Genomic DNA, 23,996 nt, shown 5'->3' on the forward strand with positions numbered 1-23,996 from the left:
TAGTTAATCTCGATCATCAGGGATTTGCCTGATCACCTGGCGGGCAATGTCTTCATCTATGATGGTGACGAATGCCGTTGCGATTGGAGTTAGTCTCGATTGGGGTTGCCATCGCCAAAAATTACGCTGCTTTGGTTTCATCGCGCCACCTTTTGCTGGATAATAAAAAAGCCCGCACTGGGGCGGGCTTTTATGTTCGCTGAGACTTTGAGACGAAGACAGCAAATCACACCCGCAATTAAGGAGTGTGCCACCACCAAGTAATGCCTTGGCTAGAACTATCTTGGATAGCACTAGGGAGTGTGGAGATTTGCTGAACTAAGTCTTGAAAAAGCATGACGCTCTGCTCGTTGAACTGAAACTGTATACAGTTAAACGATATTAGGGGTGCCAAGTCAACCCTGAGGACAGGATTATTTTAATACGCATCGATTTGCACAGTCATTCCACCGCTTCTGATGGCCAATTAACACCCACCGAGCTGCTGGCGCGTGCTGCCGAAAAAGAGGTGGATATATTGGCGTTGACCGACCACGACACTCTGGGCGGATTAGCCGAGGCGGCAGTAGCGGCAGAAAAATATGGCGTGCGCTTAATTAACGGCGTAGAAATATCCTGTTTATGGCAAGCGCTCGAAATCCACGTGGTGGGGCTTAATATTGCGCTCGACCACGAAGGCTTGAATGCCTTATTGGCCGAGCAGCAAGTTAGACGCGAGCAACGGGCCCACTTAATGGCCGATCGCTTAGAGAAAGCCAATTTTCCGGGTGCCTATGAAGGTGCCCGTGCTTTGGCCGGTGACGCACCCATTACCCGCACCCATATGGCGAAATGGTTGTTGAGTCAGGGCGCGGCTGAGTCTATACCTAAGGTGTTCAAGAAATTTATTAGCCGTGGCAACACTGGCTATGCCCCGCCTAATTGGTGCTCGCTTGAAGAGGCCATTAGCGCCATTCAGCAAGCGGGCGGCGTGGCGGTATTGGCGCATCCCACCCGTTATGACTTGTCGAACAAGTGGGTGAGAAAAATGATTGTCGCTTTTGCCCAAGCCGGTGGTGACGCCATGGAAGTGTCCATGGGACAGCAAAGTCCTCAAGAAAGAGCCACCTTGGGCGAGTGGAGCAAAGAATACAATTTAGCAGCGTCAGTGGGGTCGGATTTTCATTTTCCCAGCCAGTGGCGTGAACTGGGGCGCCAATTATGGTTGCCCAAAGAAGCGACCCCAGTGTGGACGCGTTTTATTTAAATCATTCCGGGAGGAATCATGAGTCAGTATTTTGAACTGCACCCCGAAAGCCCCCAGCCACGCTTGATCAATCAAGCGGTGGCTATTATTCGCCAAGGGGGTGTTTTGGTGTACCCCACCGACTCTGGCTATGCCATTGGCTGCTTGGTGGGTGATAAAAACGCCATGGAGCGTATTTGCCGCATCCGAAAGATTGAAAAAGATCACAACTTCACATTAGTGTGCCGAGATTTATCCGAGCTGTCGTTTTACGCACGGGTGGATAACGGTGCTTTTAGGTTGATGAAAAATAACACCCCAGGTGCTTATACCTTTATTTTGCGTGCGACCAAAGAAGTGCCTAAGCGCCTGCAAAATCCGAAGCGTAAAACCATCGGCCTGCGAGTGCCGAATAATCCGATCACCCTGGCGTTGTTAGAGGCGCTGGGCGAGCCGTTAATGTCCGGTAGTTTGATTATGCCCAATGAGACAGAGGCGGAATACGATCCGCAATTGATCCGTGAGCAGCTCGAAAAGCTGGTGGACTTGATCATAGATGGTGGCGTGCTAGATCCTAAGCCGACTACCGTGATTGAGCTCTACGATGATACCCCTGTGATTGCCCGCGTTGGTGCCGGCGACACCACTCCTTTTGAATAAGTTCTTTGGTAAAAAGTGAACAACATGACTGAAAAATTACAAAAAGTGCTAGCGCGAGCCGGTAAAGGCTCACGCCGTGAAATTGAAGCGCTGATCAGCCAAGGACGAGTGAGTGTCGATGGTAAGGTGGCCACTTTAGGTGACCGCGTCACGGGTAAAGAGCAAATTCGCTTAGACGGCCATCAGGTAGAAACTCAGTCTGAAGCAGATGTGCTGTGCCGCGTATTGATGTATCACAAGCCAGAAGGCGAGATGAGCACCCGTAAAGACCCCGAAGGCCGGCCAACGGTATTTGATCGTCTGCCTAAATTACAGGGTGCGCGTTGGATATCCGTGGGCCGTTTGGACGTGAATACCTCAGGTTTATTGCTGTTTACCACAGACGGTGAATTAGCCAACCGCCTGATGCACCCCCGCCACGAAATAGACCGCGAATATGCGGTACGCGTATTTGGTGAAGTGGATGAAGCCATGCTGCAGCGCTTGCGCAAAGGCGTCATGCTGGAAGATGGCATGGGTAAATTCGACACCCTCAAGTACAGCGGTGGCGAGGGCATGAACAACTGGTTTCATGTGACGCTAAAAGAAGGCCGTAACCGCGAAGTGCGCCGCTTGTGGGAATCCCAAGAGATGCAGGTAAGCCGTTTGATCCGCGTACGTTACGGCAAGATTGAGTTGCCACGCAACGTGCCGCGCGGTGGCTGGATAGAAATGCCGTTAGACCAATTAAACTACTTGCGTAGCGAAGTGGGTTTAACGCCAGAGTCGGAAAGTAAAGTCGATGTGGATGCGCCTAAGCGTTACAAGCAAGTGGCACAAATTCGCAAGGCCGTACGCCGTCACAACTCCCGCACTAACAGCGGTGGCACCGGTGCCGGAGCGGGTGCCAGTACTGGCACTGGCCTGAAGAAAAAGCCCACCAGCCGCGCCCGTAATCCGCGCCAAAAGCAAAAGACACGGATTTAGAAATAGCTTTAAGCGGTACGCCTTACGCTGTACGTTTAAAAAACAGTACCTAGCTAAATAAAAAGCACTGAGCCTGAAAAAGGCTCGGTGCTTTTTTTATGTATTAAAGCGCAGGGCGAAATACTGCGGTTACGTCATGCTGATACTGAATCAAGTTCAGCATGACGTAGCCGGTATGACGGTTAAGTGCGCTGTAGCCTGTCCTTAAGCCGTCATCCTGATGCCCATCAGGATCTCGTTTAAGTTTTGATAATCCGAAGTCATACCAATCTAATTAAAAATATGACCTATCTCGTAATTTCGGTGAAGAGGACTTCAGCACAGTTTTTTACCTTGTAGCCGTCAACTTGTTCGACGGGCCAGCTTCGCTGGCTGTTTTAAAACATAAAACCGTGGCGAAGTCCTCTTTATTAAAGAGACGGCCACACTACAAAAGACAGATGCTGTGTAGCCGTCCGGCTCTTCGGTGAAGAGGGCTTCGACGGTCTTGCTAAGCTGGATGATATGATCTGTTAGATTTCCAGAATGGTATAAGACAGCAAGCAGCACCAAGAAAAACACCCAGCCTAGGCTGGGTGTGGGATCTTATTTTTCTAGCTTCTCGCTTTATTCCGGCATCGGCGGTTCGGTTTTCATGGAAAGCTGAACTTCGGCGGCAAATTCGCGGCGTGAGAAGCGTACTCGCTCTTCCGGACTAAAAGTTGCGTAGCGGCCGAGCTTTTCCACTTTACGAAGCCTAGGCACTAAGCCGGCGCCATTGGCAGTTTGAATGGCCAATCCTGGGCGGGCGTTTAGCTCCAGCAACATGGGGCCTTTAAACTTGTCCAATACCATGTCGGTGCCAATATAGCCTAAACCCGACATCTCGTAGCAAGAGGAAGATAAGCTCAAAATTAGCTCCCAGTTGGGTACCTTCAGCTCCAGCAAGTCACGGCCGGTATCCGGATGGTAACGAATCGGCAGGTTATGCTGCACGGCGCGAATTGCCTTGCCAGAATTAATGTCCAGCCCCACGCCCACCGCACCTTGGTGCAAGTTGGCTTTGCCATCTGAAGCTTCGGTAGACAAGCGCATCATGGCCATTACCGGAAAACCTTTAAACACGATCACGCGGGTGTCGGGTACGCCTTCATAAGAGAAGCCATCAAACACATCATCAAAGTTGATGAGCGCTTCGATTAGCGCCACATCGGGCTTGCCGCCTAAGGAAAACAGGCCAGCCAAGATGTTAGACACATGGCGTTCTAAGTCGTTGATGCTCTCTGCTTTGCCACTGGGCTTAAGGAAGTGTTGACCGTCTTGGCTGACGATCACCACTATGCCTTTACCGCCTGAGCCTTTGGCGGGCTTAATACAAAAGCCCGGCCAGTCTTTGATCTTATCGAGCAGGCTTGAGACCTGATGCTGAAACTCAATCACGCCAATCAAGTCCGGCACCGTGACGCCTGCATCTAGCGCGATGCGTTTGGTTTCCAGCTTATCGTCCACCAGCGGATATAAACGGCGCGGATTATAACGGCTGATATAAGAAATATTGCGCTGGTTCATGCCCATAATGCCCATGTCACCCAGCGCAAACGGAGACGCGTATTGTGCTAACCAGCGTTTAATCATGCTTTTTACCATCGGTTTTACTATCGGTATTGTATTCGTCTACCAAAGGCTTAAAACGCTTGAGCTCGGTTAGACGATAACCGGTGTAGTTACCCAATAGCAGCACTACCGCCATTACGATCAGCTGCAGTCCTAAGAAGTTAAAGGTGATGTGGCGAACCACTTCGCTGTTCATGGCCAAAAACGCCACCACTGCCACCATCAAGGAGCCACCGCCTTGCTTCACCACTTCTTTAGGACCTTCTTCTTCCCACAGAATCGACATGCGCTCTATGGTCCAAGCCAAAATAATCATCGGGAAGAAGGTGATCTTCATGCCCTCGGTCAAGCCGAGTTGATAGGCAATAATGCTAAAGAAGCCAATAATGCCGATTACCATGATGATCACCGCCGATATTCGCGCCACCAATAGCAGGTTTAAGTGCGACAGGTAAGAGCGCAAAATTAAGCCGGTGCCCACTATTATTAAGAAACCCACCAAGCCGGTAATCAAGCTGGTTTGAATAAAGGCCATGGCGATCAATACCGGCATAAAAGTACCGGAGGTTTTGATGCCGATAATGATGCGCAAAAACACCACCACTAACACGCCAATCGGCACCAGCAAGATACCTTTAAATAGCGCCTGTTCTTCTAGCGGCAAGTTATACAGCGACACGTTAATCCAGTGAGGCTGGTCAAACTTTTTCGCCAGCGCCACGTTCACCGGTTGCTCTTGCTCGATCATGGTAAAGGTGACGCGGGAATTGCTGCCGCCCACTAAATCCAGCACCGGAGAAGAATTATATTCCCACATTAAAAGCTGTTCTTGATTACCTTGCTCACCGGTGTCCGGATTAAAAATCTCGTACTCCTTGCCCTCATAGACCTGTACTAGGTTAACGAGTGGCTGGCGGCGGCGGCCATCTTCTAACTGCAAGCCTTGTAACAGACGGGCGGGCACGGCGGCTCTGTGCAGCATTTCAATGAGCAAAGGAGCTGGCGACTGATATTGCGCCAATAACTCGGCATTTTGACTGCTGTTCTTTAGCTCTTTCAGCAGCTCGCGGGCCAGCGTTAAGCCGTCGGCTGAGCGTTCTTCTGCTTGAGTCAGCACCTGATCCATGGCCGTGGCGTAGGGCTCGGGCACTTCGGTCTGGGCAATGCGCGGTATCTCGGTAGACAAAGGTGCCTTGGCGAACGGGTCGTGCATCATGTCGACTTTGTAGTACAGCTCTTGGGGGCCAGACGCATTGCGAATGCTCCACTCAGCACGGCTGCCGCCTTTAGCTTCGACAAACGCTAAGCCGTAGCCTGGCGAGGCCGCTGACTCGTTCATCAGGGTAAAGCCGGGCTGGCTACCGGGAATGGCCAATGAGGCTTTGACCGGTTTGCCTTTGGCTTCAAATTCGACCTTGGCTTCAATGGACCAAATTTGGCGTTTTTCGCCCGGCAACCAAGGCACTTCGTAGACGAAGTGGCGCTGTAACATTAACGCAAAGCCGATCAAAAACAGCGCGGCCACAATGATATAAAAGGGTTTACGAGAATACATTTACTTACTCGCTTGTAGCAGGAGTGGGGCGCTTAGGTTTGCCTTGGACGTTTTGACGGGCAATATCAACCACGGCGATGTCTTTTAAAAACTCACGGCCCAGCAGCACTGAATAGGTCATCTGGCTACGATCAGTCAGGGTAAATTCAGTTTTTTCCGCCAATCGACCCAAGCGCATGGTGAGCTCGACCACAGGGCGACGCTCTATGTCTTCGGCAGACGCTTGACGAATACGCACATAACGCACTAAGCGGGTCTCAACCTGTAGCTTTTCATCCACGCCTTCGTGCGCCATGTTAAAGCTCACCCAAGGTTTGCCATCGCGCTCGAACACCGTAATGTCTTGCGCACTTAATGATGAGGTGGTGGCACCGGTATCGATACGGGCCGCGAAGCTGTCGTTAACTATGTCTAACCACACTTGTTCGGTTTCACCGACCACCAGTTTGCCGTCTGTGGTTTCGTTTTTCGTTACTTCAGTGGTTTTGGTGGGTGTCGCGACCGGTTGCGGCGCGATCACGGGGCGATTGATCTGCTTTTTCAAGTTTCTAATATCCTGTTGCAATGCCGCCATAAAAGCATGGTGATTATTGCTCAGTTGCTGATTTTGCTCTGACATAGTGCCCAGCAGTCGGGTTTCTAGACCGGACAGACTAGCACTGAGCTCAGGCTCGGTTATAGGTTGAGGCTGGGGCAGCGCGTCCATCGGTGACGTCTGGCTAACACAAGCGGTTAGCAACAAGGGGAGGAACAGTGATGTCGCAACTTTAGTCATATTGTGCCTCTTGTTGATGGTTTTGTGGGTCAACCGGTTTATTGGCGATAATAATCGTCCGAAGAGGTGCCGGATAACCCTCTATGGTTTTACTTGCGTCCGTTGGATCTAAAAAGTCCGCAAGTGATTCGTTACGCATCCATTCGGTGCGTCTTTGTTCGTCTAGGCTGGTGGTACTTTCATCCACCACCCGGATATTTTCAAATCCACACTTTTGTAACCATCCCACTAGGGCGGCGGAGCTGGGAATAAACCAGACATTGCGCATTTTTGCGTAACGCTCGCCCGGCACCAGCACTTGGTTGGCGTCTCCGTCAATGACTAGCGTTTCTAACACCAATTCGCCGCCATCGCACAACTGCGCTTTTAATTGCAGCAAATGCTCGATAGGTGAGCGTCTGTGATAGAGCACGCCCATAGAAAACACAGTATCGAAAGCCCGCAGCTCTGGAAGCTCTTCTATACCTAAGGGCAATACTTGAATGCCTTTGTAGTCATTGGTGAAATGCTTAACGGCTTCAAACTGGCATAAAAACAGCGCTGAAGGATCTATGCCTACCGCCATCTTGGCGCCGGCACCGCGCATGCGCCATAAGTGATAACCGCTGCCACAGCCTACATCTAGCACATAGCGATGTTTAAGCGGGCTAATGTGCGGCAGTACTCGATCCCATTTCCAATCGGAACGCCATTCGGTATCTATGTGCACGCCGTGGATTTCAAACGGGCCTTTACGCCACGGATGAAACTGATCTAACAGGCTGTTGATCTTTTTTTGTTCGCCTAAGCTTATCTCGCCGGGGCGTCCGATGCTGACGCTATCAGTTAATTCTATGCGGTCAGTGTCGATATGCGGCAGTTTATACAGTGCGCGCACCCAGCGGGCCAGATCGCCATGCAGATTATTTTTTTGCCAAGCATGCAATTGCGCCGGCAAGCAATGCAGCCAGTGTTGTAGCCGACACTTGGCAATTTGCTGGTAAAAACTACTAAAATCAATCATTTAATAAAAATCCATTACTTGGCCGCGCGCTATTTAATGGCGACCTTTTACTTAACCGCGACCCGATACTTAATGGCAACCTGTTACTTAATCGCAACCCATTATTTAATGGCGACCATGGAGCCAAAATTAAAACACTGAAACCACATGTCCACATGACTAAAACCAACCCGGGCCAATCTGGCTTTATGTTGCTCTGGAGTGTCTGGGCGCAAGACGTTTTCTAATGCGGTGCGCTTTTGACTGACTTCCAGCTCGCTATAGCCATTGGCGCGTTTAAAGTCGTGGTGCAAATCAATCAATAGCTCGTTCACAGTGTCATTAGCGCTGATAAACTTTTCACTTAAAATAAGCACGCCGCCTGGGTTTAAGCCCAGATAAATACGACTTAATAAGGCTTCCCGCTTATCTGGGTCAATAAATTGCAGCGTAAAGTTCAGCACCACGATAGATGCGTTCTCAATGGCTATCTCGCAAATGTCCGCTTCAGTCAGCTCAACTACAGCCTCAGATTTAAACGATGCCAAATGACTGGCCGCACGCTCTAACATGGCCGGTGAATTATCTACCGCCACTATGGTGCAGCCAGGCTGGGACAAATTACGGCGCATTTCTTGAGTGGCCGCACCGAGCGAACAACCTAAGTCATACAGCTGGGTGTGTGGCTGGGCGAAGCGGGCGGTCATCATGCCGATGGCGGCAATAATATTGGAATAACCCGGCACCGAGCGCTTAATCATGTCGGGAAAAACCTCGGCCACTTTTTGGTCGAAGTTAAAGTCGCCAAGCTCGGCGATAGGGGTGGCGAAGATGTGATCTTTTGCTTGCATAACTAACGAATAATAACCTGTGTTGTACGCCAGCACTTAGCTGACACAATGGTCGCCATTGTAAAAGAAGCAACTGCAGGCGACAAACTAATTAACTGTTCACAGCAAAGAGCACTAAGCGCCAAGCGAAACACTGACCTAGCCCTTTGCCGTCATCCTGACGTACGTCAGGATGACGTTTTTGTTTTAAACCTAGTGCGAGATACTGGGGCGAGCCCGTAAGACGGCATAGGGAAAGGGCGGCGTTTTTTAACTTATAGCTTAAATCTGACGCCTCCCATGTCCTAAAACAATAGCCCCTGTGGGCTTGGGGCGAGTCCAGGAAAGTCGGGCAGGGGATGGTGCAGTGCTGCGGCAATCTCTGCCGCCAATATGGGCGCCAACTGATTATCGGCGGTGTGCACAAATAAATACACCGACTTGCCCTCAGTTAACCAGCCTTGAATGCGTGGCAGCCAAGCTTGCCAAAAACGGTGATTATACTCGGGCTGTGGATGACCAATAAAGCGGATCACCGGAGCTTGCCCCGTACTAATAATATGCACCGGTACTTGGGGCTTCTTTTGCTGGGCGTCGGCTAATGTCGGTGTCGTCGGTGGGCAAGAGAACACGGGGCGTGAGTCCATAATAATGCGATTGGCATTATATTCGAGTAATAAACGATTGAGCATGCGCTCCGCTTCACCCTTAGCAAAAAATGCCGGATGCCTAACCTCAACGCCGTATTGCAGATCTTGAGGCAGGGCGTTTAATAAGTGGGCAAGGCCATTGAGCTGTTCAGGCCCACAGGCGGCGGGCAATTGCAGCATTAGCATGCCGAGCTTATCGCGCAGTGGCGCTAGCTGTTCAATAAACGACAAAGCGATCGGTACATTATCGATCAACTGCCCTTGATGACTAACGCTAGCCGGAAATTTAAAGGTAAAGCGAAAATCATCCGGCGTTTGGCTGGCCCAGCGCACCAAGCTATGGGTATCCGGCACCCCATAAAAGCTGGTATTGCCTTCTACGGAATTAAACACTTGAGCGTAATCCAATAAATGCTCGGTACTTTTCAGGTTCTTACTCAGCAGTTGGCCAGGCCAAGCCGGATGCGACCACTGACTCAAACCAATATATAACGACGACATAAAGATCCTTACAAAAGCGCCAAGCACCAAGCTACAGATTAACAACAACTAACACTAAAAATACCAAGCCCTGATCTTAGCTCTTACCATTAATAAATAAGCTCTGTTCACTTGTCGCCAGTGAACTGCTTCCGTGCGTTCCTGTGCGTTACGTGGCAAAAATAAGGAACTGTCATTGGTTCATCCTTAGCTCGGCGCTGGGCGCTGTATTTCGAGAGCATCACATAAACACCTGATGAGTGCTACTATGGGCAGCCATTTTACAGCCAGCAGCAGTCTTGAATAACGCCATGTCTCCCATTCAGTCATCAGCCCCGTTATCACCTCCTAGTCATCCTAAGCCCAAAAAATACTTAGCCGATCAATCACTGCCTCGAGCCTTATTTAGCATGACCTGGCCGATGTTGTTTGGCGTGGTGGCGTTAATGAGTTTTCAGCTGGCCGACAGTGTCTTTATCAGTATGTTAGGGCTGCAAGAACTGGCGGCGCTGGGCTTTACGCTGCCGATACAGCAAGTATTAATCGGCGTACAAATTGGTATTGGTATCGCCTCCACCGCACTTATTTCTCGTGCCATTGGTGCGGGAAAATCAGGGCGCGCTAAACACATGGGCGGCTTGGTGGTACTGGCAGGTTGTTGCGTGACATTTCTATTGTGTGCCTTCATCTGGCTGCTGCGCATTCCGCTACTCACCGCCTTGGGTGCCAGTGCCGAGCTGTTGCCTTACACCGAAGGCTATTGGCTACCTTGGCTGGCCAGTGCTTGGTTGGGCGCTTTTTTATATTTTGCCAGCAGTGTTGCGCGGGCCAATGGCGATATGCGCTTACCCGGCTTAATGATGGTGGTCACCAGCATCATTAATATCCTGCTGGATCCGCTGTTTATTTTCACCTTTGGCTGGGGCTTGCCCGGCGCCGCCTATGCCACTATTGTCGCCTGCACGCTGGGCTCAGCCATTATGTATTCCCGAATATTAAAGCGTCATTGGCTGGACTTTAAACCCAGCAAACTGCCGATAGGTCCGGCGCTGCGTGATATTTTTAATACCAGCGCACCGGCCATGCTCAGCCAATTGATGCCAGGTTTGGCGGCGTTACTGGCCATTCGCTTAATCGCCGGCTTTGGTGGCTCGGCCATTGCGGCCTGGACGCTCGGCAGCCGCTTAGAATTGTTTTCCATTGTGATTGTGCTGGCGCTAACCATGGCGCTACCGCCAATGGTGGGGCGTTTACTGGGCTCCCAACAACTGGATCGCGTACATAGCCTAGTACTGGTTGCGGTACGTTTTGTAATAGGCCTGCAAGTCATTATCGCCTTGTTTTGGCTGGCCAGCCGCTGGTTAATTGCGCCGGCGTTGGCACCCGACGCTGACACCGAGCGTTATCTGCTCAGCTATATGTTGTGGGTGCCCATCAGTTATGCGGCGCTCGGGGTGTGCATGCTAATTGTGTCGGTGTGCAACGCGCTGGGTATGCCGATGCGGGCGGTGTGGATTTCCGTATTACGTTTGTTTGCCTGCTATCTACCGGCCTTATGGCTGGGCGCCACACTCGCCGGCATGAGCGGCTTATATATAGGAGTGTTGCTGGGCAACGTGGCCGCAGGGCTACTATCTTGGCAGTTTTATCAGCGTGGCTTAGGGCATTTAACACAGCGCCAAGCGCCCAGCTAAGAGATAAACCAACACCAAGACTGTTTTTGCAACGGAATCCACTGAAGAACACGGAAAAATAGTGATCAAATCTGAAAGTGACTTTTGTTGGTAAGAGCGCAAACAAGGCTTTACGCCATACGCAACATCTGCACGAATGTAGAGGCCGCTTTAGCTGGCCGGTTTTGCGCAGCAAAACTAAGCCACTCAGACAACAGCAGGCTTAACAAAGGGCGGTGTTACCCAATGTGAATGGTTAATTTTGAGTGTTGAATTAAAAAATTAGCCTTTTACATTGCCCGAGCCCGGTGTTTTATTTTAGCTGGGCGCTATTAATGCGTGGCGCTACACGCCACCGGCCAGCTGAAGCGGCCTCTACTGCGTAAAGAAGCGGGAAGGATTTTACCAAGCTCGCTGCTTTCCCTTATACTAGCGCGCTATTCAATAACAAATTCATGCGGTGCGGCCAAATTTCGCACCACAACACAATAGGAAGACTCCATGCGCACTCATTATTGCGGGCAAGTTGACGCAGCTCTGGTCGGTCAGAGCGTGACTCTAAGCGGCTGGGTAAATCGTCGTCGTGACTTAGGCGGTTTGATTTTTATCGACATGCGTGACCGCGAAGGCTTGGTGCAGGTGTTTTTCGACCCAGATAAAGCCGAAGCTTACGACTTGGCGTCGACCTTGCGTGCCGAGTTTTGTATTCAAATGAAAGGCATAGTGCGTGCCCGCCCCGAGTCGCAAGTCAATAAAGACATGGCCACCGGTGCGGTAGAAATTTTTGCCCATGAGCTGACCATCATTAATAAAGCCGAAGCTTTGCCGCTGGATTTTAACCAAAATAACTCAGAAGAGCAGCGTCTTAAATATCGCTACTTAGACTTACGCCGCCCTGAGCAGGCTATGTATTTAAAGACGCGCGCTAAGGTGACCAGCCGCGTGCGCCGCTTTATGGATGACCAAGGTTTCTTAGATATAGAAACCCCTATGCTGACCAAAGCCACCCCAGAAGGTGCGCGTGACTACTTAGTGCCAAGCCGCGTACACAAAGGCCATTTCTATGCGCTGCCTCAGTCGCCACAGCTGTTTAAACAGTTGCTGATGATGAGCGGCTTTGACCGTTATTACCAAATCGTGAAGTGCTTCCGTGATGAAGACTTGCGTGCCGACCGTCAGCCAGAATTTACCCAGATCGACGTTGAAACCTCTTTTATGAGCGCTGAGCAAGTGCGCGAGATCATGGAGCAGTTGGTCACCGAATTATGGAAAGATGTGATTGACGTGGACTTAGGCACCTTCCCCATCATGACCTATGCGGAAGCCATGCGTCGTTTTGGCTCCGATAAGCCAGACTTGCGTATTGCCACCGAATTAGTCGATATTGCCGACTTAGTCAAAGACGTGGATTTTCAAGTGTTCGCAGGCCCTGCTAACGACGCTAACGGCCGCGTAGCAGCTTTGCGCGTACCCGGTGGTGCGGCATTATCACGCAAGCAAATTGATGAATACGGCAAGTTTGTCGGCATTTATGGCGCTAAAGGCTTGGCGTGGATGAAAGTGAACGAAGCCGCTAAAGGCTTAGAGGGCGTACAGTCACCCATCGCTAAGTTCTTAAACGAAGAGATTGTGACCGAGCTGCTGGCGCGCACTGGTGCGACAGACGGCGATGCTATCTTCTTTGGCGCAGATTCAGCCAAAATAGTGAGCGACGCCATCGGCGCACTGCGCTTAAAGCTGGGCAAAGATTTAGACTTGTTTGAAAAGGGCTGGCGCCCGCTGTGGGTGGTCGACTTCCCAATGTTTGAACAAGAAGCAGACCGCTTATACGCCATGCATCACCCCTTTACTGCCGCCAAAGACTTAACCGCCGAACAGCTGCAAGCCGCGCCGTTAACCGCGCTGGCCAATGCCTATGACATGGTCATTAACGGCTACGAAGTGGGCGGTGGCTCGGTGCGTATTCACCACAGTGAGATGCAGCAAACCGTGTTCCGCTTATTGGGTATTAACGCCGCCGAGCAACAAGAGAAGTTTGGCTTCTTGCTTGAAGCATTAAAGTACGGCACGCCGCCGCACGCCGGTCTCGCCTTTGGTCTGGACCGCTTAGTGATGCTGTTAACCGGCACCGATAATATTCGCGATGTGATTGCCTTCCCGAAAACCACCACCGCCTCTTGCTTGTTGACCGATGCGCCTAGCTTGCCTAACCCTGACTCTTTATTAGAGTTGGCGATTCGCACCGAGATACCCATGAAAGCACCTAAGAATGAGCAAGCGGACAAGGCTGATAAAACCGAACAGGCTGGCAACTAAGCATGGCTTATAAGCACCCAGAGTCGGTATTGGTGTTGATCCACACCGATACTCACGTGTTGCTGTTGCAACGCTTGGATAATCCGGACTTTTGGCAATCGGTGACCGGCAGCTTGGAAGTGGGTGAAACCCGCTGGCAAGCGGCTGAGCGCGAATTACTGGAAGAAACCGGTTTACAACTGGGTGCGTGCGCCGAGCTGATTGAAACTGGGCGCCGAGTGCGCTTTGAGATTTATCCCCGCTGGCGGCACAGATACCGCCCGGGCGTGACCCATAATTGGGAATACGAATTTTACTTTCGTCTGTCGAAGACTACAGAGGCGGCGCTCACTGAACATCAAGCTCAGTGCTGGCTGCCTTTTGCGGAGGCCCGTGAAAAAGCCAGCTCATGGACCAATAAATTGGCCATCGACAGGCTGATCCAAGCTAAGAACAACTCTAAGCTTGGAATAAAACTAAGCTCAGAATAACTCTTAGCTAATAATAACTTTAGTTCTGAATAAAAAGGGAGAGAACACTGATGGCAGGTCATAGCAAATGGTCCAATATCAAGCACCGCAAGGCGGCAAAAGATGCCCAGCGCGGTAAAATCTTCACTAAATTAATTCGCGAACTGACCACGGCGGCCCGTGAGGGCGGCTCAGACGTAGGCACCAATCCACGTTTGCGCGCGGCGGTGGACAAGGCGTTGTCCAATAATATGACCCGCGATACGGTAGACCGTGCCGTTAAACGCGGCGCCGGTGAGTTGGATGGTGCCGCATTAGAAACCGTGATTTATGAAGGCTACGGCCCTGCAGGCACGGCGGTGATGGTGGAATGCATGACCGACAACCGTAACCGTACGGTGGCGGAAGTGCGTCACGCATTTTCTAAAAATGGCGGCAACTTAGGCACCGACGGTTCAGTGGCGTATCTGTTTGAGAAAAAAGGCGTGATCAGCTATCAAGGTCTTGATGAAGACACCGTGATGGACGCGGCCCTTGAAGCCGGCGCCGATGACGTAGAAGTGCATGACGATGGCTCCATTGATGTGTACACCCAGTGGGAAGCATTTGGTCAAGTAAAAGACGCGCTGGATGCAGCAGGGCTGGAAGCGGTCAACGCCGAAGTGACCATGATCCCCTCTACCAGTGCCGAGCTTGATGAAGAAACAGCGCCTAAATTTATGAAACTGATCGACATGCTAGAAGACGCAGACGACGTACAAGAGGTGTATCACAACGCCGATATCTCCGACGAACTGGCGGCATTGCTCTAAGCGAGAAGCGAGAAGCCGGAAGCTGGAAGCCAGAAGTGTTAAGCGGGAGCCTGAAGCTGGAAAATCTTTAGTGTTGGCTCTTCACGTTTCATTTCTGGCTTTTAGCTTCTAGCTGACAGCTTTAAGCTTATAGCTTTCACTGATGGCCATTATATTGGGCATAGATCCGGGTTCGCGTATTACCGGATATGGCGTGGTTCGCCAAGAGGGCAGTAAAATGACCTACCTTGGCTCGGGCTGTATTCGCATGACAGATACAGAATTAGCGCCACGGTTAAAGAAAATTTACGATGGCGTTAGCGAAATTATTTTACAGTTTCAGCCGGACTTATTTGCCATTGAGCAGGTGTTTATGGCGAAAAACCCCGACTCAGCACTCAAGCTCGGCCAAGCCCGCGGCGCGGCCATTGTGGCCGCCGCCAATGCGGGCTTAGAAGTAGCTGAGTATTCGGCGCGCCAAATTAAGCAGGCGGTAGTGGGGCAGGGCGGTGCCGATAAAGCCCAAGTGCAGCACATGGTAGTGCGGTTATTAAGCCTACCAGGCACGCCTCAAGAAGATGCGGCCGATGGTTTGGCGGTAGCCCTGTGCCACGGCCATACCTACCAAAGCCTGATCAGCATGGCCGGCCAAGTGCGCGGCACAGTGCGCGGAAGGATGCGTTGAGCTAACGCTCGTTAAACGTTAAACGCCGTACGCAATACGTTTAAGCAAATAGCGGTGTAGCAGTGTTTATCTTTAACGTACGACGTACAGCGTAAGGCGTATAGCTGTGTATTACTGGATATTCATCCAGTAATTTATTATTCTTATGCCCTTGCGTTGGTGTTAGGAGACGGGTGTGATTGGTCGGTTAAAAGGGATTATCAGTGAAAAACAGGCGCCGGAGATCTTATTAGAGATCAATGGCGTGGGTTATGAAGTGACGTTACCCATGAGCTGTTTTTATGACTTGCCCAATGTGGGTGAGCCCGCCACTGTGCTCACCCACTTTGTGGTGCGTGAAGATGCGCAGTTATTGTTTGGTTTTAATACCAAAACTGAACGCGCGCTGTTCCGAGAGCTTATCAAAACCAACGGCGTAGGCCCTAAGCTGGCGCTGGGCATTATGTCTGGCATGACCGCAGAACAATTTATTTATCATATTGATCAAGGTGATATTAAAGCCTTGGTGAAATTGCCGGGCGTGGGTAAGAAAACCGCCGAGCGTTTGATCGTGGAAATGCGCGACCGCCTGAAAAACTTCGGTGGCTACGATCTGTTTAATCCCGCTCCCGATGCAGTAACGCAAGCCGGCCAGATTGATGGTGCCAAGAATGAAGCCATTGCTGCGCTGCAAGCGCTGGGGTATAAGCCCGCCGCCGCAGAACAAATGATCACCAAAGTCGCTAAGCCCGGACTGGACGTCGAGCAGCTGATCCGCGAAGCCTTGCGTTCTCAGGCATAACTACTCAGGTATAAGCATGATTGAAGCAGACCGTTTTATCGATCCCGCACCGGTACCTCATGAAGAGGAAGTGATCGATCGCGCGATTCGCCCGCGATCACTGGCGGATTATCGCGGCCAAGATCATGTGCGCAGCCAAATGGAGATCTTTATCGAGGCGGCGCGCCGCCGTGAAGAGGCGCTGGATCACCTGTTGATTTTTGGCCCGCCGGGTTTGGGTAAAACCACCTTGGCCAATATAGTAGCGTTAGAGATGGGCGTGAGCATTAAAACCACGTCCGGTCCTGTATTAGAAAAAGCCGGTGACTTGGCGGCCATGCTGACCAATCTTGAAGCGGGCGACGTGCTGTTTATCGATGAAATCCACCGCTTAAGCCCAGTGGTGGAAGAAATATTGTATCCAGCGATGGAAGATTATCAGCTGGATATTATGATTGGCGAGGGCCCCGCCGCGCGCTCCATTAAGCTGGAATTGCCGCCTTTTACGCTCGTGGGGGCGACTACCCGTGCGGGCTCGTTAACTTCGCCGCTGCGGGATCGCTTTGGCATAGTACAACGGCTGGAGTTTTATCAAGTAGCGGATTTGGCCCATATTGTCAGTCGTAGCGCCAATAAATTAGGCTTGATTATTGATGACGAGGGCGCCTATGAAATGGCCCGTCGTGCTCGTGGTACGCCGCGTATTGCCAACCGATTGCTGCGCCGAGTGCGCGACTTTGCCGAAGTGAAAGGCAGTGGCGAAATTAACGCCGATATCGCCGCCCAAGCGCTGGATATGCTGGATGTAGACAAGCAAGGCTTTGACTACATGGACCGCAAGCTGTTGATGGCACTGTTAGATAAATTTATGGGCGGGCCTGTGGGTTTAGATAACCTAGCCGCGGCTATCGGTGAAGAAAAAGAAACCATTGAAGATGTGATAGAGCCGTTTTTGATCCAACAAGGTTTCTTACAGCGCACCCCCCGTGGCCGCATGGCCACGCCGCGTGCTTATTTACACTTTGGTTTCGAGCTGCCAGAAGGACGCTTGGCTGAAGCGGTGAGGAGTAAAGCGTGAGGAGTGAGGCGGTTTACGCCGTACGCAAGAGGCCACTTTGAGCGCGCCCGTGGCGTGCAGCGCCACGTATTGAATACAGTCGGTGTACCTATCGTTGCTGCTTTAGCTGCGCCCAAAGTAATTTACTTTCGCCATACGCTGTACGTTGAAGATAAAACCGTTATTGGTCTCAACTTATAGCGTACGGCGTAAAGCGTACCGCGCTTGCTTGTTCCCCTCACTCTTCACACCTTACCCTTCACCGGCGTGGCATCCATGCCGAGAATTGTCGTCGCTGTTGGCCATTGTCTTCTCTCCTAAATTTCTCTCATGTATAGTGTTGGCATGTTTTTTGGGCCTCTCTCAATGGTTGAACAAATGGGTTGAACAGTTGGGCTAAACAAATGGGCTGAACGAATGATGTCTAATGCAGTCTTTACTTGGCCGGTGCGGATCTACTACGAAGATACGGACGCCGGTGGTATTGTTTACAACGCTAATTATTTGAAATATATGGAAAGAGCGCGCACCGAGTGGTTGCGTAGTCTGGATGTAGAACAAGATACCTTGCTCGAACAAGGTGTGGCCTTCGTGGTGCGTAAGGTGGAGCTGGATATGTTGAGGCCCGCTCGCTTCAATGATGCATTAACAGTCACCGTGACGGTGAAAAAGCTGAAACGTGCGTCTATTGTGTTTGAGCAAGAAATTCTGGATGATGCGGGCCTTTCTCTGGTGCGGGGAACCGTGCTGATTGCATGTGTTCAAATAGCTCATATGAAACCCTTTGCCATTCCTGAGCCGCTGATGGGAGTAATATCAGGTGCATGCTGAAATATCGTTTATAGGTCTTTTTTTACAGGCCAGCTTACTGGTTAAATTTGTCATGCTGCTGTTGCTGGGCATGTCGGTATTGTCGTGGGCGATGATCTTTAATCGCCGTAAAATACTGACTACGGCACAAAATGACTCCACCAGCTTCGAAGATAAGTTTTGGTCAGGCTCTGATTTAAGCCGCCTTTATCATGAGAGCAATGCGCGCCGCGATAATTTAGCTGGCATGGAGCAAATATTTTACGCGGGCTTTAAAGAATTTATCCGTCTGCAAAAACAAGGTCGTTCTCAAGAAAGCCTGCTCGATGGTACCTATCGCACCATGCGCGTCGCCCTGTCTCGGGAAGTGGACCGTCTAGAAACTAATTTATCTATGCTGGCGACCATTGGCTCGATCAGTCCTTATATCGGCCTGTTCGGTACCGTTTGGGGCATCATGAACGCCTTTATCGCCTTGGCAGAAGTGAAACAAGCCACGCTGTCGATGGTGGCACCGGGTATTGCCGAAGCCTTGATAGCAACGGCATTGGGCTTGTTTGCCGCCATTCCAGCCGTTATCGCCTATAACCGTTTTAGTTATCAGGTAGAGCGTCAAGAGAACCACCTGGCCAACTTTATGGACGAATTTTCGACCATTTTGAACCGCCAAGTGGCGGCAGGTAAAGCCTAATGCAAGGCTACAAGCGCAGACGGCGCAAGAGCGTGGCCGAAATCAACGTGGTGCCCTATATCGATGTGATGTTGGTATTGCTGATCATCTTTATGGCGACCGCCCCCGTGATCACCCAAGGTGTAAACGTTGATTTACCCCAAGCGGAAGCGGAAATGATGCCCGAAGACAGCGATAAGCCGATTGTGGCGTCCGTGGATGCGGCCGGCGTTTATTATCTGGATATTGGTGACAGTGAGAGCCACATCATGGACTTGCTGACTTTGTCGGAGGCGGTGATGAGCCAACTGCAGGTGACGCCTAAATCACCGGTAGTGGTGCAAGGAGACGCTCAAGTGCCCTACGACGCCGTGATCAAGTTGATGGCCACGCTAAAAGCGGCCGGTGTGCCGAGCGTGGGCCTGATGACGCAGCCGGAGTCTTAAGGTTGTGATGACGGAGCAAGACGGAGTTAAACGATCAATCATCATCTCACTGGGCCTGCACCTGGTGGTGGGCGTGGTGTTGCTGGTCGGCATGGATTTTCAAGCGCCTAAGCGGCCGTCACAGCCAGCTTCTATTATTGAAGCCACCATGATTGATAGTGGCATGATGGCCCAGCAGGCTAAGCAGTTAGATGCGATGCGTGCCGAACGTGCGCAAACGCAAGCTGCAGAAGAATCGCAAGCGGCGGCCGCGGCCGCCGCAGAGGCAAAAGCCGCCCAACAAGCGGCGGAGCAAGCACAGTCTCAAGCGGCGGCGCAAACCGCAGCACAAGAAAAAGCCGTGGCGGCCGCACAAGCAGCAGCCAAGGCCGAACAACAAAAAGTGGCCGCGCAACAAGCTGCCGTGCAAGAGAAGCAAGCCGCAGAGGTGAAGGCTGCTGCCGATGCGAAAGCCGCTGCCGCGGCAAAAGCAGCAGCGGCCACTCAAGCCGCTGAAGCCAAAGCAATCAGTGATGCTAAGGCATTAGCCGCTAAGAAGCTGGCGGATGAAAAAGCAGTAGCGGATGCACAAGCTAAGAAGCAGGCAGACGCTAAAGCGCAAGAGGCTAAAAAAGTGGCGGAGGCCAAAGCTGCTGCGGATGCAGAAGCCAAAAAAGTGGCCGATGCCAAAGCACAAGAGGCCAAAAAAGCCGCTGACGCTAAGGCCGCAGCCGACGCTAAAGCACAAGAGGTTAAGAAGGCCGCCGATGCTAAAGCCGCCGCTGATGCTAAAGCGGTAGAAACCAAGAAAGCCGCCGAGGCTAAAGCCGTTGCTGATGCAAAAGCGGCTGAAGTGAAGAAGGCCGCCGACGCCAAAGCCGCAGAAGCTAAGAAGGTTGCTGATGCCAAAGCTGCTGCCGATGCTAAGGCTGCTAAAGCCGCAGCCGATGCAAAAGCGGCAGCCAGTAGCCAAGCATTAAAAGATTTGGAAGCTATGATGGGCGACGACTTAGGTAAGAGCAGTGCGCCGGCCGCCCCGTCACAAGGTGAGATTGATCAGGCCAGAGCTATGATACAACAAGCGGTTGAACGCCACTTTCAAGTGAGTTCAACCATGCAAGGTAAACAGTGCGTGGTGAATGTGCGTTTGGCCAACGATGGCTTAGTGCTTCAGGTAGGCGATGGCAGTGGCGATAATGCCGTGTGCCAAGCGGGTATAGTGGCGATCCGCAAGGCCAGCCCTTTACCTATGCCTAAAAACCCGGAACTAATTAAACAGATACAAAACCTGAATCTAACTCTGAAACCGAGGATCTAGTGATGACGAAACGATGGATGTGGTTATGGTTACCGCTGTTATTTTCCACAGCACTAGTGTTAACAACACAAGCAAACGCGGCCTTTGAAATTGAGATCACCGGCGGCACAGACAGTGCGCGTCCGGTGGCCGTGGTGCCGTTTAAATGGACCGGTAGTGGCGCCATGCCGCAAGATGTGGCGGACGTGATTGCCAGTGATTTTCGTAACAGCGGCATGTTTCGCCCGTTGGATCGCAATCGTTTACCCCAGCAGGTATCGAGTGCCAGTGAATTAGACCCTAATCTGTGGCGCCAACAGCAAGTGGATGCGGTGATGGTGGGCTCTATCGAGCCGGCCGGTAATAATCAATATCGTATTAGCTTTGAGCTGGCCGATGTATTGGATCAAAGTGGTGCTAAGTTGCTAGAAAGCCGTACCGCGACCGTGCCTGCGGCGCAGTTACGTCAATACGCACACCGCATGGCAGACATTGCTTTTGAAAAACTGACCGGCATTAAAGGCGCGTTTTTAACCCGTATTGCCTATGTGAACGTACATCACGGAGCGGAATTCCCGTATCAGCTGAAAATTGCCGATTACGATGGCTTTAATGAGCAGTTATTACTGCGCTCACGCGAGCCCTTAATGTCGCCAGCTTGGTCGCCGGATGGCCGTAAGCTTGCTTATGTGTCATTTGAGAACAAGAAAGCCGAAATTGTGGTACAAGACATCTATAGCCAGCAGCGCCAAGTGGTGAGCTCACAGCAGGGCATTAACGGTGCACCGCAGTTTTCACCAGACGGTAGCAAATTGGCGTTAGTGTTATCCCGTGATGGTCAGCCAGAAGTGTATGTGCTGAATTTAGGCAATAAGCAATATACGCGTATTACCAATAACCGCAGCATAGACACAGAGCCCACTTGGGCGGCGGATGGTCAGTCGATCTACTTCGTGTCTGAGCGGGGTGGTAAGCCGCAAGTTTATCAGGCGAACGTTAACTCCGGCGAAGCGCGCCGCGTGACGTTCCAAGGTGATACTAATTTAGGTCCTCGTGTAACGGGTGATGGCAAAAGCTTAGTGCTGGTCAGTCGCGCACAAGGAAAATACCGCATTGCTCGTCAAGAGCTGGATGGAGGTCAGTTGCAAGTGTTAACCGAAACACAGCTCGACGAATCCCCAAGCCCGGCTCCTAACGGCACTATGATTATCTATAGTACGACTTACCAGGGCCGTCAGGTGCTGTCTTTGGTGTCTATGGATGGTCGCTTTAAGGCCAGGCTTCCCGCACGAAATGGTGATGTTCGTGCACCAGCATGGTCACCGTACCTTAACTAATCTAATAAAAAACCAAAGGAAATAAAAAATGCAAATGAAGAAATTGCTGCAGAGTCTGGCCATAGCACTGCCGATGTTGACCTTAGCTGCTTGTAGCTCAACCAGTGACTCAGATGCCCTGGGCGGCGCTGACGACAGCTATCAGACTGGTGGCGGCGTACAAACTGGCGGCATGCAAAATGGCGGCGCTATGTCAGCCGAAGAGCAGATGCGTCAGCAATACGAAGCCCTGCGTCGTGAAAACGTCATCTACTTTGAATTTGACCAAGACGAAGTGAGCGGCCATTATGCACAAGTGTTAGAAGCGCATGCCAATTACCTGCGTTCTAACTCTTCTGTTAGTATTTTGGTGGAAGGTCATGCGGATGAGCGTGGCACGCCAGAGTACAACATTGCCCTTGGCGAGCGTCGTGCGAAAGCAGTGACCAGCTACCTGCAGAGCTTGGGTGTAAGTGGTGCTCAGTTGGCTATAGTTAGCTACGGCGAAGAAAAGCCAGCTGATGCCTCACACACTGACTCTGCGTTCTCTAAGAACCGTCGTGCGGTTCTGGTTTATTAAGGTTTAGATTGATCTTATGACCTATAAATTAGCGGCCATAGTAATGGCCGCTGTTTTATCCACCGCTTGCTTGGCGCAAGCGCCAGTAGGCAGTGTGGGTAGCAGCGGCTCGGTAAACGATAGATTGGCAGAGTTAGAGCGCGGTTTTAATGCCCGTAGCCAATCACAAATTACCCAACAAAATCAGTTGAACTCATTGCTGCGCGAAGTTAGCGAGCTGCGAGGAACACTGGAAGAACAAAGCTATCGTCTTGAACAGGTTATCGAGCGGCAAAAAGATATTTTGTTACAGTTGCAAGATATCGCACAGCCTCAAGCGGCGGCCACGCCACCCGCGCCCGCTTCTAATGAGCCTGACACCAAGACGGCCAGTAACAAAGCCGAACCTAGTGCAAGTAATGCAGCTGCAAGCACTAATAGCAGCACAGCTAACACCAGCACGACTACGGCCCACGGTAATGAACAAGCGGCCTACGACAATGCGGTGAACTTGGTATTGCAGGATAAAGACTATGCGGCGGCTATTCCTGCCTTTGCACGCTTTATCACGCAATACCCAGAGTCTAGCTATGTGCCTAATGCGCATTACTGGCTGGGGCAGCTGTTGTACACGCAAAAGCGATTCGATCAAGCTAAAGCGCAATTTGCGCGGGTGGTCGAGGCCTATCCTCAATCCACTAAGCGTGCTGAGTCGTTATTAAAATTAGGTCAGATCGCGAAAGAGCAAAATAACAATCCTCAAGCGCGTGTGTACCTAGAGCAAGTGTTAAATGAATATGGCAGCAGCAGTTCAGCGGCTTTGGCGCAACAAGCGTTAGATGGGTTGTAAAAGCAGCAATTAGATTTGTTGAATACTCATAGTGCTCACTCCTTAAGCAAACAACATTAAATGACGATTTAGCTGTTGCACCGAAAAATAAAATCCGTATTATAGGCCGCCGTTGGCAGGGGAGCTTTAGAGCTCTAGTTGCGGACGAGAAAAAGCGTTTTTAACGCGTAAGTAAAGAGCAAGTTTGGGGCATTAGCTCAGTTGGTAGAGCAGTTGACTTTTAATCAATTGGTCGCAGGTTCGAATCCCGCATGCCCCACCAGATTAAGCAGTGCAAGTACGTCCCAGGGTGATTAGCTCAGCTGGGAGAGCACCTCCCTTACAAGGAGGGGGTCACTGGTTCGAGCCCAGTATCACCCACCAAATTGAAATAAAGTTATGGTTTATTGGCAGGTGCCGTAAACGGTGAGTGCGGTAAACGGTAACAGAAACCCAGGGTGATTAGCTCAGCTGGGAGAGCACCTCCCTTACAAGGAGGGGGTCACTGGTTCGAGCCCAGTATCACCCACCAAATTGAAAGCAGTAACCGATTTATCGGGGCATTAGCTCAGTTGGTAGAGCAGTTGACTTTTAATCAATTGGTCGCAGGTTCGAATCCCGCATGCCCCACCAGATTAAGCAG

The 23,996-nt window shown here is 51.2% G+C and carries 23 protein-coding genes and 4 tRNA genes; 21 read left to right on the forward strand and 6 right to left on the reverse strand.

Annotation, left to right across the window (positions count from 1 at the left end; all coding sequences use genetic code 11):
- The first annotated feature begins 421 nt into the window (after positions 1-421).
- The 3 genes from rnm to rluB are packed head-to-tail and all read left to right on the forward strand — an operon-like array spanning position 422 to position 2,851.
- The gene (gene rnm / locus R0134_RS04205; protein ID WP_413641450.1) at positions 422-1,246 is read left to right on the forward strand and encodes an RNase RNM; all 825 of its coding nucleotides are present in this window, start codon (positions 422-424) and stop codon (positions 1,244-1,246) included.
- Between the two features lie 18 nt (positions 1,247-1,264).
- Positions 1,265-1,885 (forward strand): L-threonylcarbamoyladenylate synthase, encoded by a 621-nt coding sequence (locus R0134_RS04210; protein ID WP_319783607.1) that lies wholly within the window; start codon positions 1,265-1,267, stop codon positions 1,883-1,885.
- A gap of 24 nt (positions 1,886-1,909) precedes the next feature.
- On the forward strand, positions 1,910-2,851 hold the full coding sequence (gene rluB / locus R0134_RS04215) for a 23S rRNA pseudouridine(2605) synthase RluB (RefSeq protein ID WP_319783608.1): 942 nt from the start codon (positions 1,910-1,912) through the stop codon (positions 2,849-2,851).
- A 606-nt stretch (positions 2,852-3,457) separates the two neighbouring features.
- Here rluB and R0134_RS04220 read toward each other — a convergent pair.
- From R0134_RS04220 to R0134_RS04245, 6 genes are all read right to left on the reverse strand, one after another.
- Positions 3,458-4,465, reverse strand: coding sequence for an alpha-L-glutamate ligase-like protein (locus R0134_RS04220; RefSeq protein ID WP_319783609.1), 1,008 nt, complete (start codon positions 4,463-4,465; stop codon positions 3,458-3,460).
- Positions 4,458-5,999 carry an inactive transglutaminase family protein gene (locus tag R0134_RS04225; RefSeq protein WP_319783610.1) on the reverse strand — a complete coding sequence of 514 codons (1,542 nt, stop codon included), beginning with the start codon at positions 5,997-5,999 and terminating at the stop codon, positions 4,458-4,460. The genes R0134_RS04220 and R0134_RS04225 overlap by 8 nt, the downstream gene beginning before the upstream one ends.
- Before the next feature lie 4 nt (positions 6,000-6,003).
- Positions 6,004-6,774 carry an ATP-dependent zinc protease gene (locus R0134_RS04230; RefSeq protein ID WP_319783611.1) on the reverse strand — a complete coding sequence of 257 codons (771 nt, stop codon included), beginning with the start codon at positions 6,772-6,774 and terminating at the stop codon, positions 6,004-6,006.
- On the reverse strand, positions 6,767-7,777 hold the full coding sequence (cmoB, locus tag R0134_RS04235; RefSeq protein ID WP_319783612.1) for a tRNA 5-methoxyuridine(34)/uridine 5-oxyacetic acid(34) synthase CmoB: 1,011 nt from the start codon (positions 7,775-7,777) through the stop codon (positions 6,767-6,769). Before cmoB ends, R0134_RS04230 begins: the two co-directional genes overlap by 8 nt.
- Positions 7,778-7,878: 101 nt before the next feature.
- Entirely contained in the window at positions 7,879-8,607 is a 729-nt protein-coding gene (gene cmoA, locus R0134_RS04240) for a carboxy-S-adenosyl-L-methionine synthase CmoA (RefSeq protein ID WP_319783613.1), read from the reverse strand.
- A 284-nt stretch (positions 8,608-8,891) separates the two neighbouring features.
- Entirely contained in the window at positions 8,892-9,737 is an 846-nt protein-coding gene (locus R0134_RS04245) for a DUF72 domain-containing protein (protein WP_319783614.1), read from the reverse strand.
- Positions 9,738-10,027: 290 nt separating this feature from the next.
- On the opposite strand from R0134_RS04245, the gene R0134_RS04250 reads away from it, so the two are divergent.
- From R0134_RS04250 to R0134_RS04335, 18 genes are all read left to right on the forward strand, one after another.
- Entirely contained in the window at positions 10,028-11,410 is a 1,383-nt protein-coding gene (locus tag R0134_RS04250) for an MATE family efflux transporter (RefSeq protein WP_319783615.1), read from the forward strand.
- Positions 11,411-11,890: 480 nt separating this feature from the next.
- A complete protein-coding gene (gene aspS, locus R0134_RS04255) occupies positions 11,891-13,705 on the forward strand; it encodes an aspartate--tRNA ligase (protein ID WP_319783616.1) in 1,815 nt (604 codons plus the stop codon).
- 2 nt (positions 13,706-13,707) lie between these two features.
- Positions 13,708-14,175, forward strand: a complete 468-nt coding sequence (gene nudB, locus R0134_RS04260) for a dihydroneopterin triphosphate diphosphatase (RefSeq protein WP_319783617.1) — start codon at positions 13,708-13,710, stop codon at positions 14,173-14,175.
- A gap of 50 nt (positions 14,176-14,225) precedes the next feature.
- The gene (locus R0134_RS04265) at positions 14,226-14,966 is read left to right on the forward strand and encodes a YebC/PmpR family DNA-binding transcriptional regulator (RefSeq protein WP_319783618.1); all 741 of its coding nucleotides are present in this window, start codon (positions 14,226-14,228) and stop codon (positions 14,964-14,966) included.
- A gap of 142 nt (positions 14,967-15,108) precedes the next feature.
- Positions 15,109-15,630, forward strand: coding sequence for a crossover junction endodeoxyribonuclease RuvC (gene ruvC, locus R0134_RS04270; RefSeq protein ID WP_319783619.1), 522 nt, complete (start codon positions 15,109-15,111; stop codon positions 15,628-15,630).
- Positions 15,631-15,805: 175 nt separating this feature from the next.
- Complete coding sequence (gene ruvA, locus R0134_RS04275) at positions 15,806-16,411, forward strand: Holliday junction branch migration protein RuvA (RefSeq protein ID WP_319783620.1); 606 nt, start codon at positions 15,806-15,808, stop codon at positions 16,409-16,411.
- Positions 16,412-16,427: 16 nt separating this feature from the next.
- Positions 16,428-17,468, forward strand: coding sequence for a Holliday junction branch migration DNA helicase RuvB (gene ruvB / locus R0134_RS04280; RefSeq protein WP_319783621.1), 1,041 nt, complete (start codon positions 16,428-16,430; stop codon positions 17,466-17,468).
- A 399-nt stretch (positions 17,469-17,867) separates the two neighbouring features.
- Positions 17,868-18,278 carry a tol-pal system-associated acyl-CoA thioesterase gene (gene ybgC / locus R0134_RS04285; RefSeq protein ID WP_319784299.1) on the forward strand — a complete coding sequence of 137 codons (411 nt, stop codon included), beginning with the start codon at positions 17,868-17,870 and terminating at the stop codon, positions 18,276-18,278.
- Position 18,279: 1 nt separating this feature from the next.
- Positions 18,280-18,948: a protein TolQ gene (gene tolQ / locus R0134_RS04290; protein ID WP_319784300.1), complete on the forward strand. Its 669-nt coding sequence runs from the start codon at positions 18,280-18,282 to the stop codon at positions 18,946-18,948.
- Positions 18,948-19,373 (forward strand): protein TolR, encoded by a 426-nt coding sequence (tolR, locus tag R0134_RS04295; protein ID WP_087034784.1) that lies wholly within the window; start codon positions 18,948-18,950, stop codon positions 19,371-19,373. The genes tolQ and tolR overlap by 1 nt, the downstream gene beginning before the upstream one ends.
- 7 nt (positions 19,374-19,380) lie before the next feature.
- Positions 19,381-20,670 (forward strand): cell envelope integrity protein TolA, encoded by a 1,290-nt coding sequence (gene tolA / locus R0134_RS04300; RefSeq protein WP_319783622.1) that lies wholly within the window; start codon positions 19,381-19,383, stop codon positions 20,668-20,670.
- Between the two features lie 2 nt (positions 20,671-20,672).
- Positions 20,673-21,986: a Tol-Pal system beta propeller repeat protein TolB gene (tolB, locus tag R0134_RS04305; RefSeq protein ID WP_319783623.1), complete on the forward strand. Its 1,314-nt coding sequence runs from the start codon at positions 20,673-20,675 to the stop codon at positions 21,984-21,986.
- Positions 21,987-22,014: 28 nt separating this feature from the next.
- Positions 22,015-22,545 carry a peptidoglycan-associated lipoprotein Pal gene (pal, locus tag R0134_RS04310; RefSeq protein ID WP_319783624.1) on the forward strand — a complete coding sequence of 177 codons (531 nt, stop codon included), beginning with the start codon at positions 22,015-22,017 and terminating at the stop codon, positions 22,543-22,545.
- A gap of 16 nt (positions 22,546-22,561) precedes the next feature.
- The gene (gene ybgF, locus R0134_RS04315) at positions 22,562-23,374 is read left to right on the forward strand and encodes a tol-pal system protein YbgF (RefSeq protein ID WP_319783625.1); all 813 of its coding nucleotides are present in this window, start codon (positions 22,562-22,564) and stop codon (positions 23,372-23,374) included.
- A 186-nt stretch (positions 23,375-23,560) separates the two neighbouring features.
- Positions 23,561-23,636, forward strand: a tRNA-Lys gene (locus tag R0134_RS04320).
- 25 nt (positions 23,637-23,661) lie between these two features.
- A tRNA-Val gene (locus tag R0134_RS04325) sits at positions 23,662-23,737 on the forward strand.
- Between the two features lie 72 nt (positions 23,738-23,809).
- Positions 23,810-23,885: transfer RNA gene (locus R0134_RS04330), tRNA-Val, on the forward strand.
- Positions 23,886-23,910: 25 nt separating this feature from the next.
- A tRNA-Lys gene (locus R0134_RS04335) sits at positions 23,911-23,986 on the forward strand.
- The last annotated feature ends 10 nt before the right edge of the window (positions 23,987-23,996 follow it).

The sequence above is a fragment of the Oceanisphaera sp. IT1-181 genome, from assembly GCF_033807535.1.
GTDB lineage: Bacteria > Pseudomonadota > Gammaproteobacteria > Enterobacterales > Aeromonadaceae > Oceanimonas.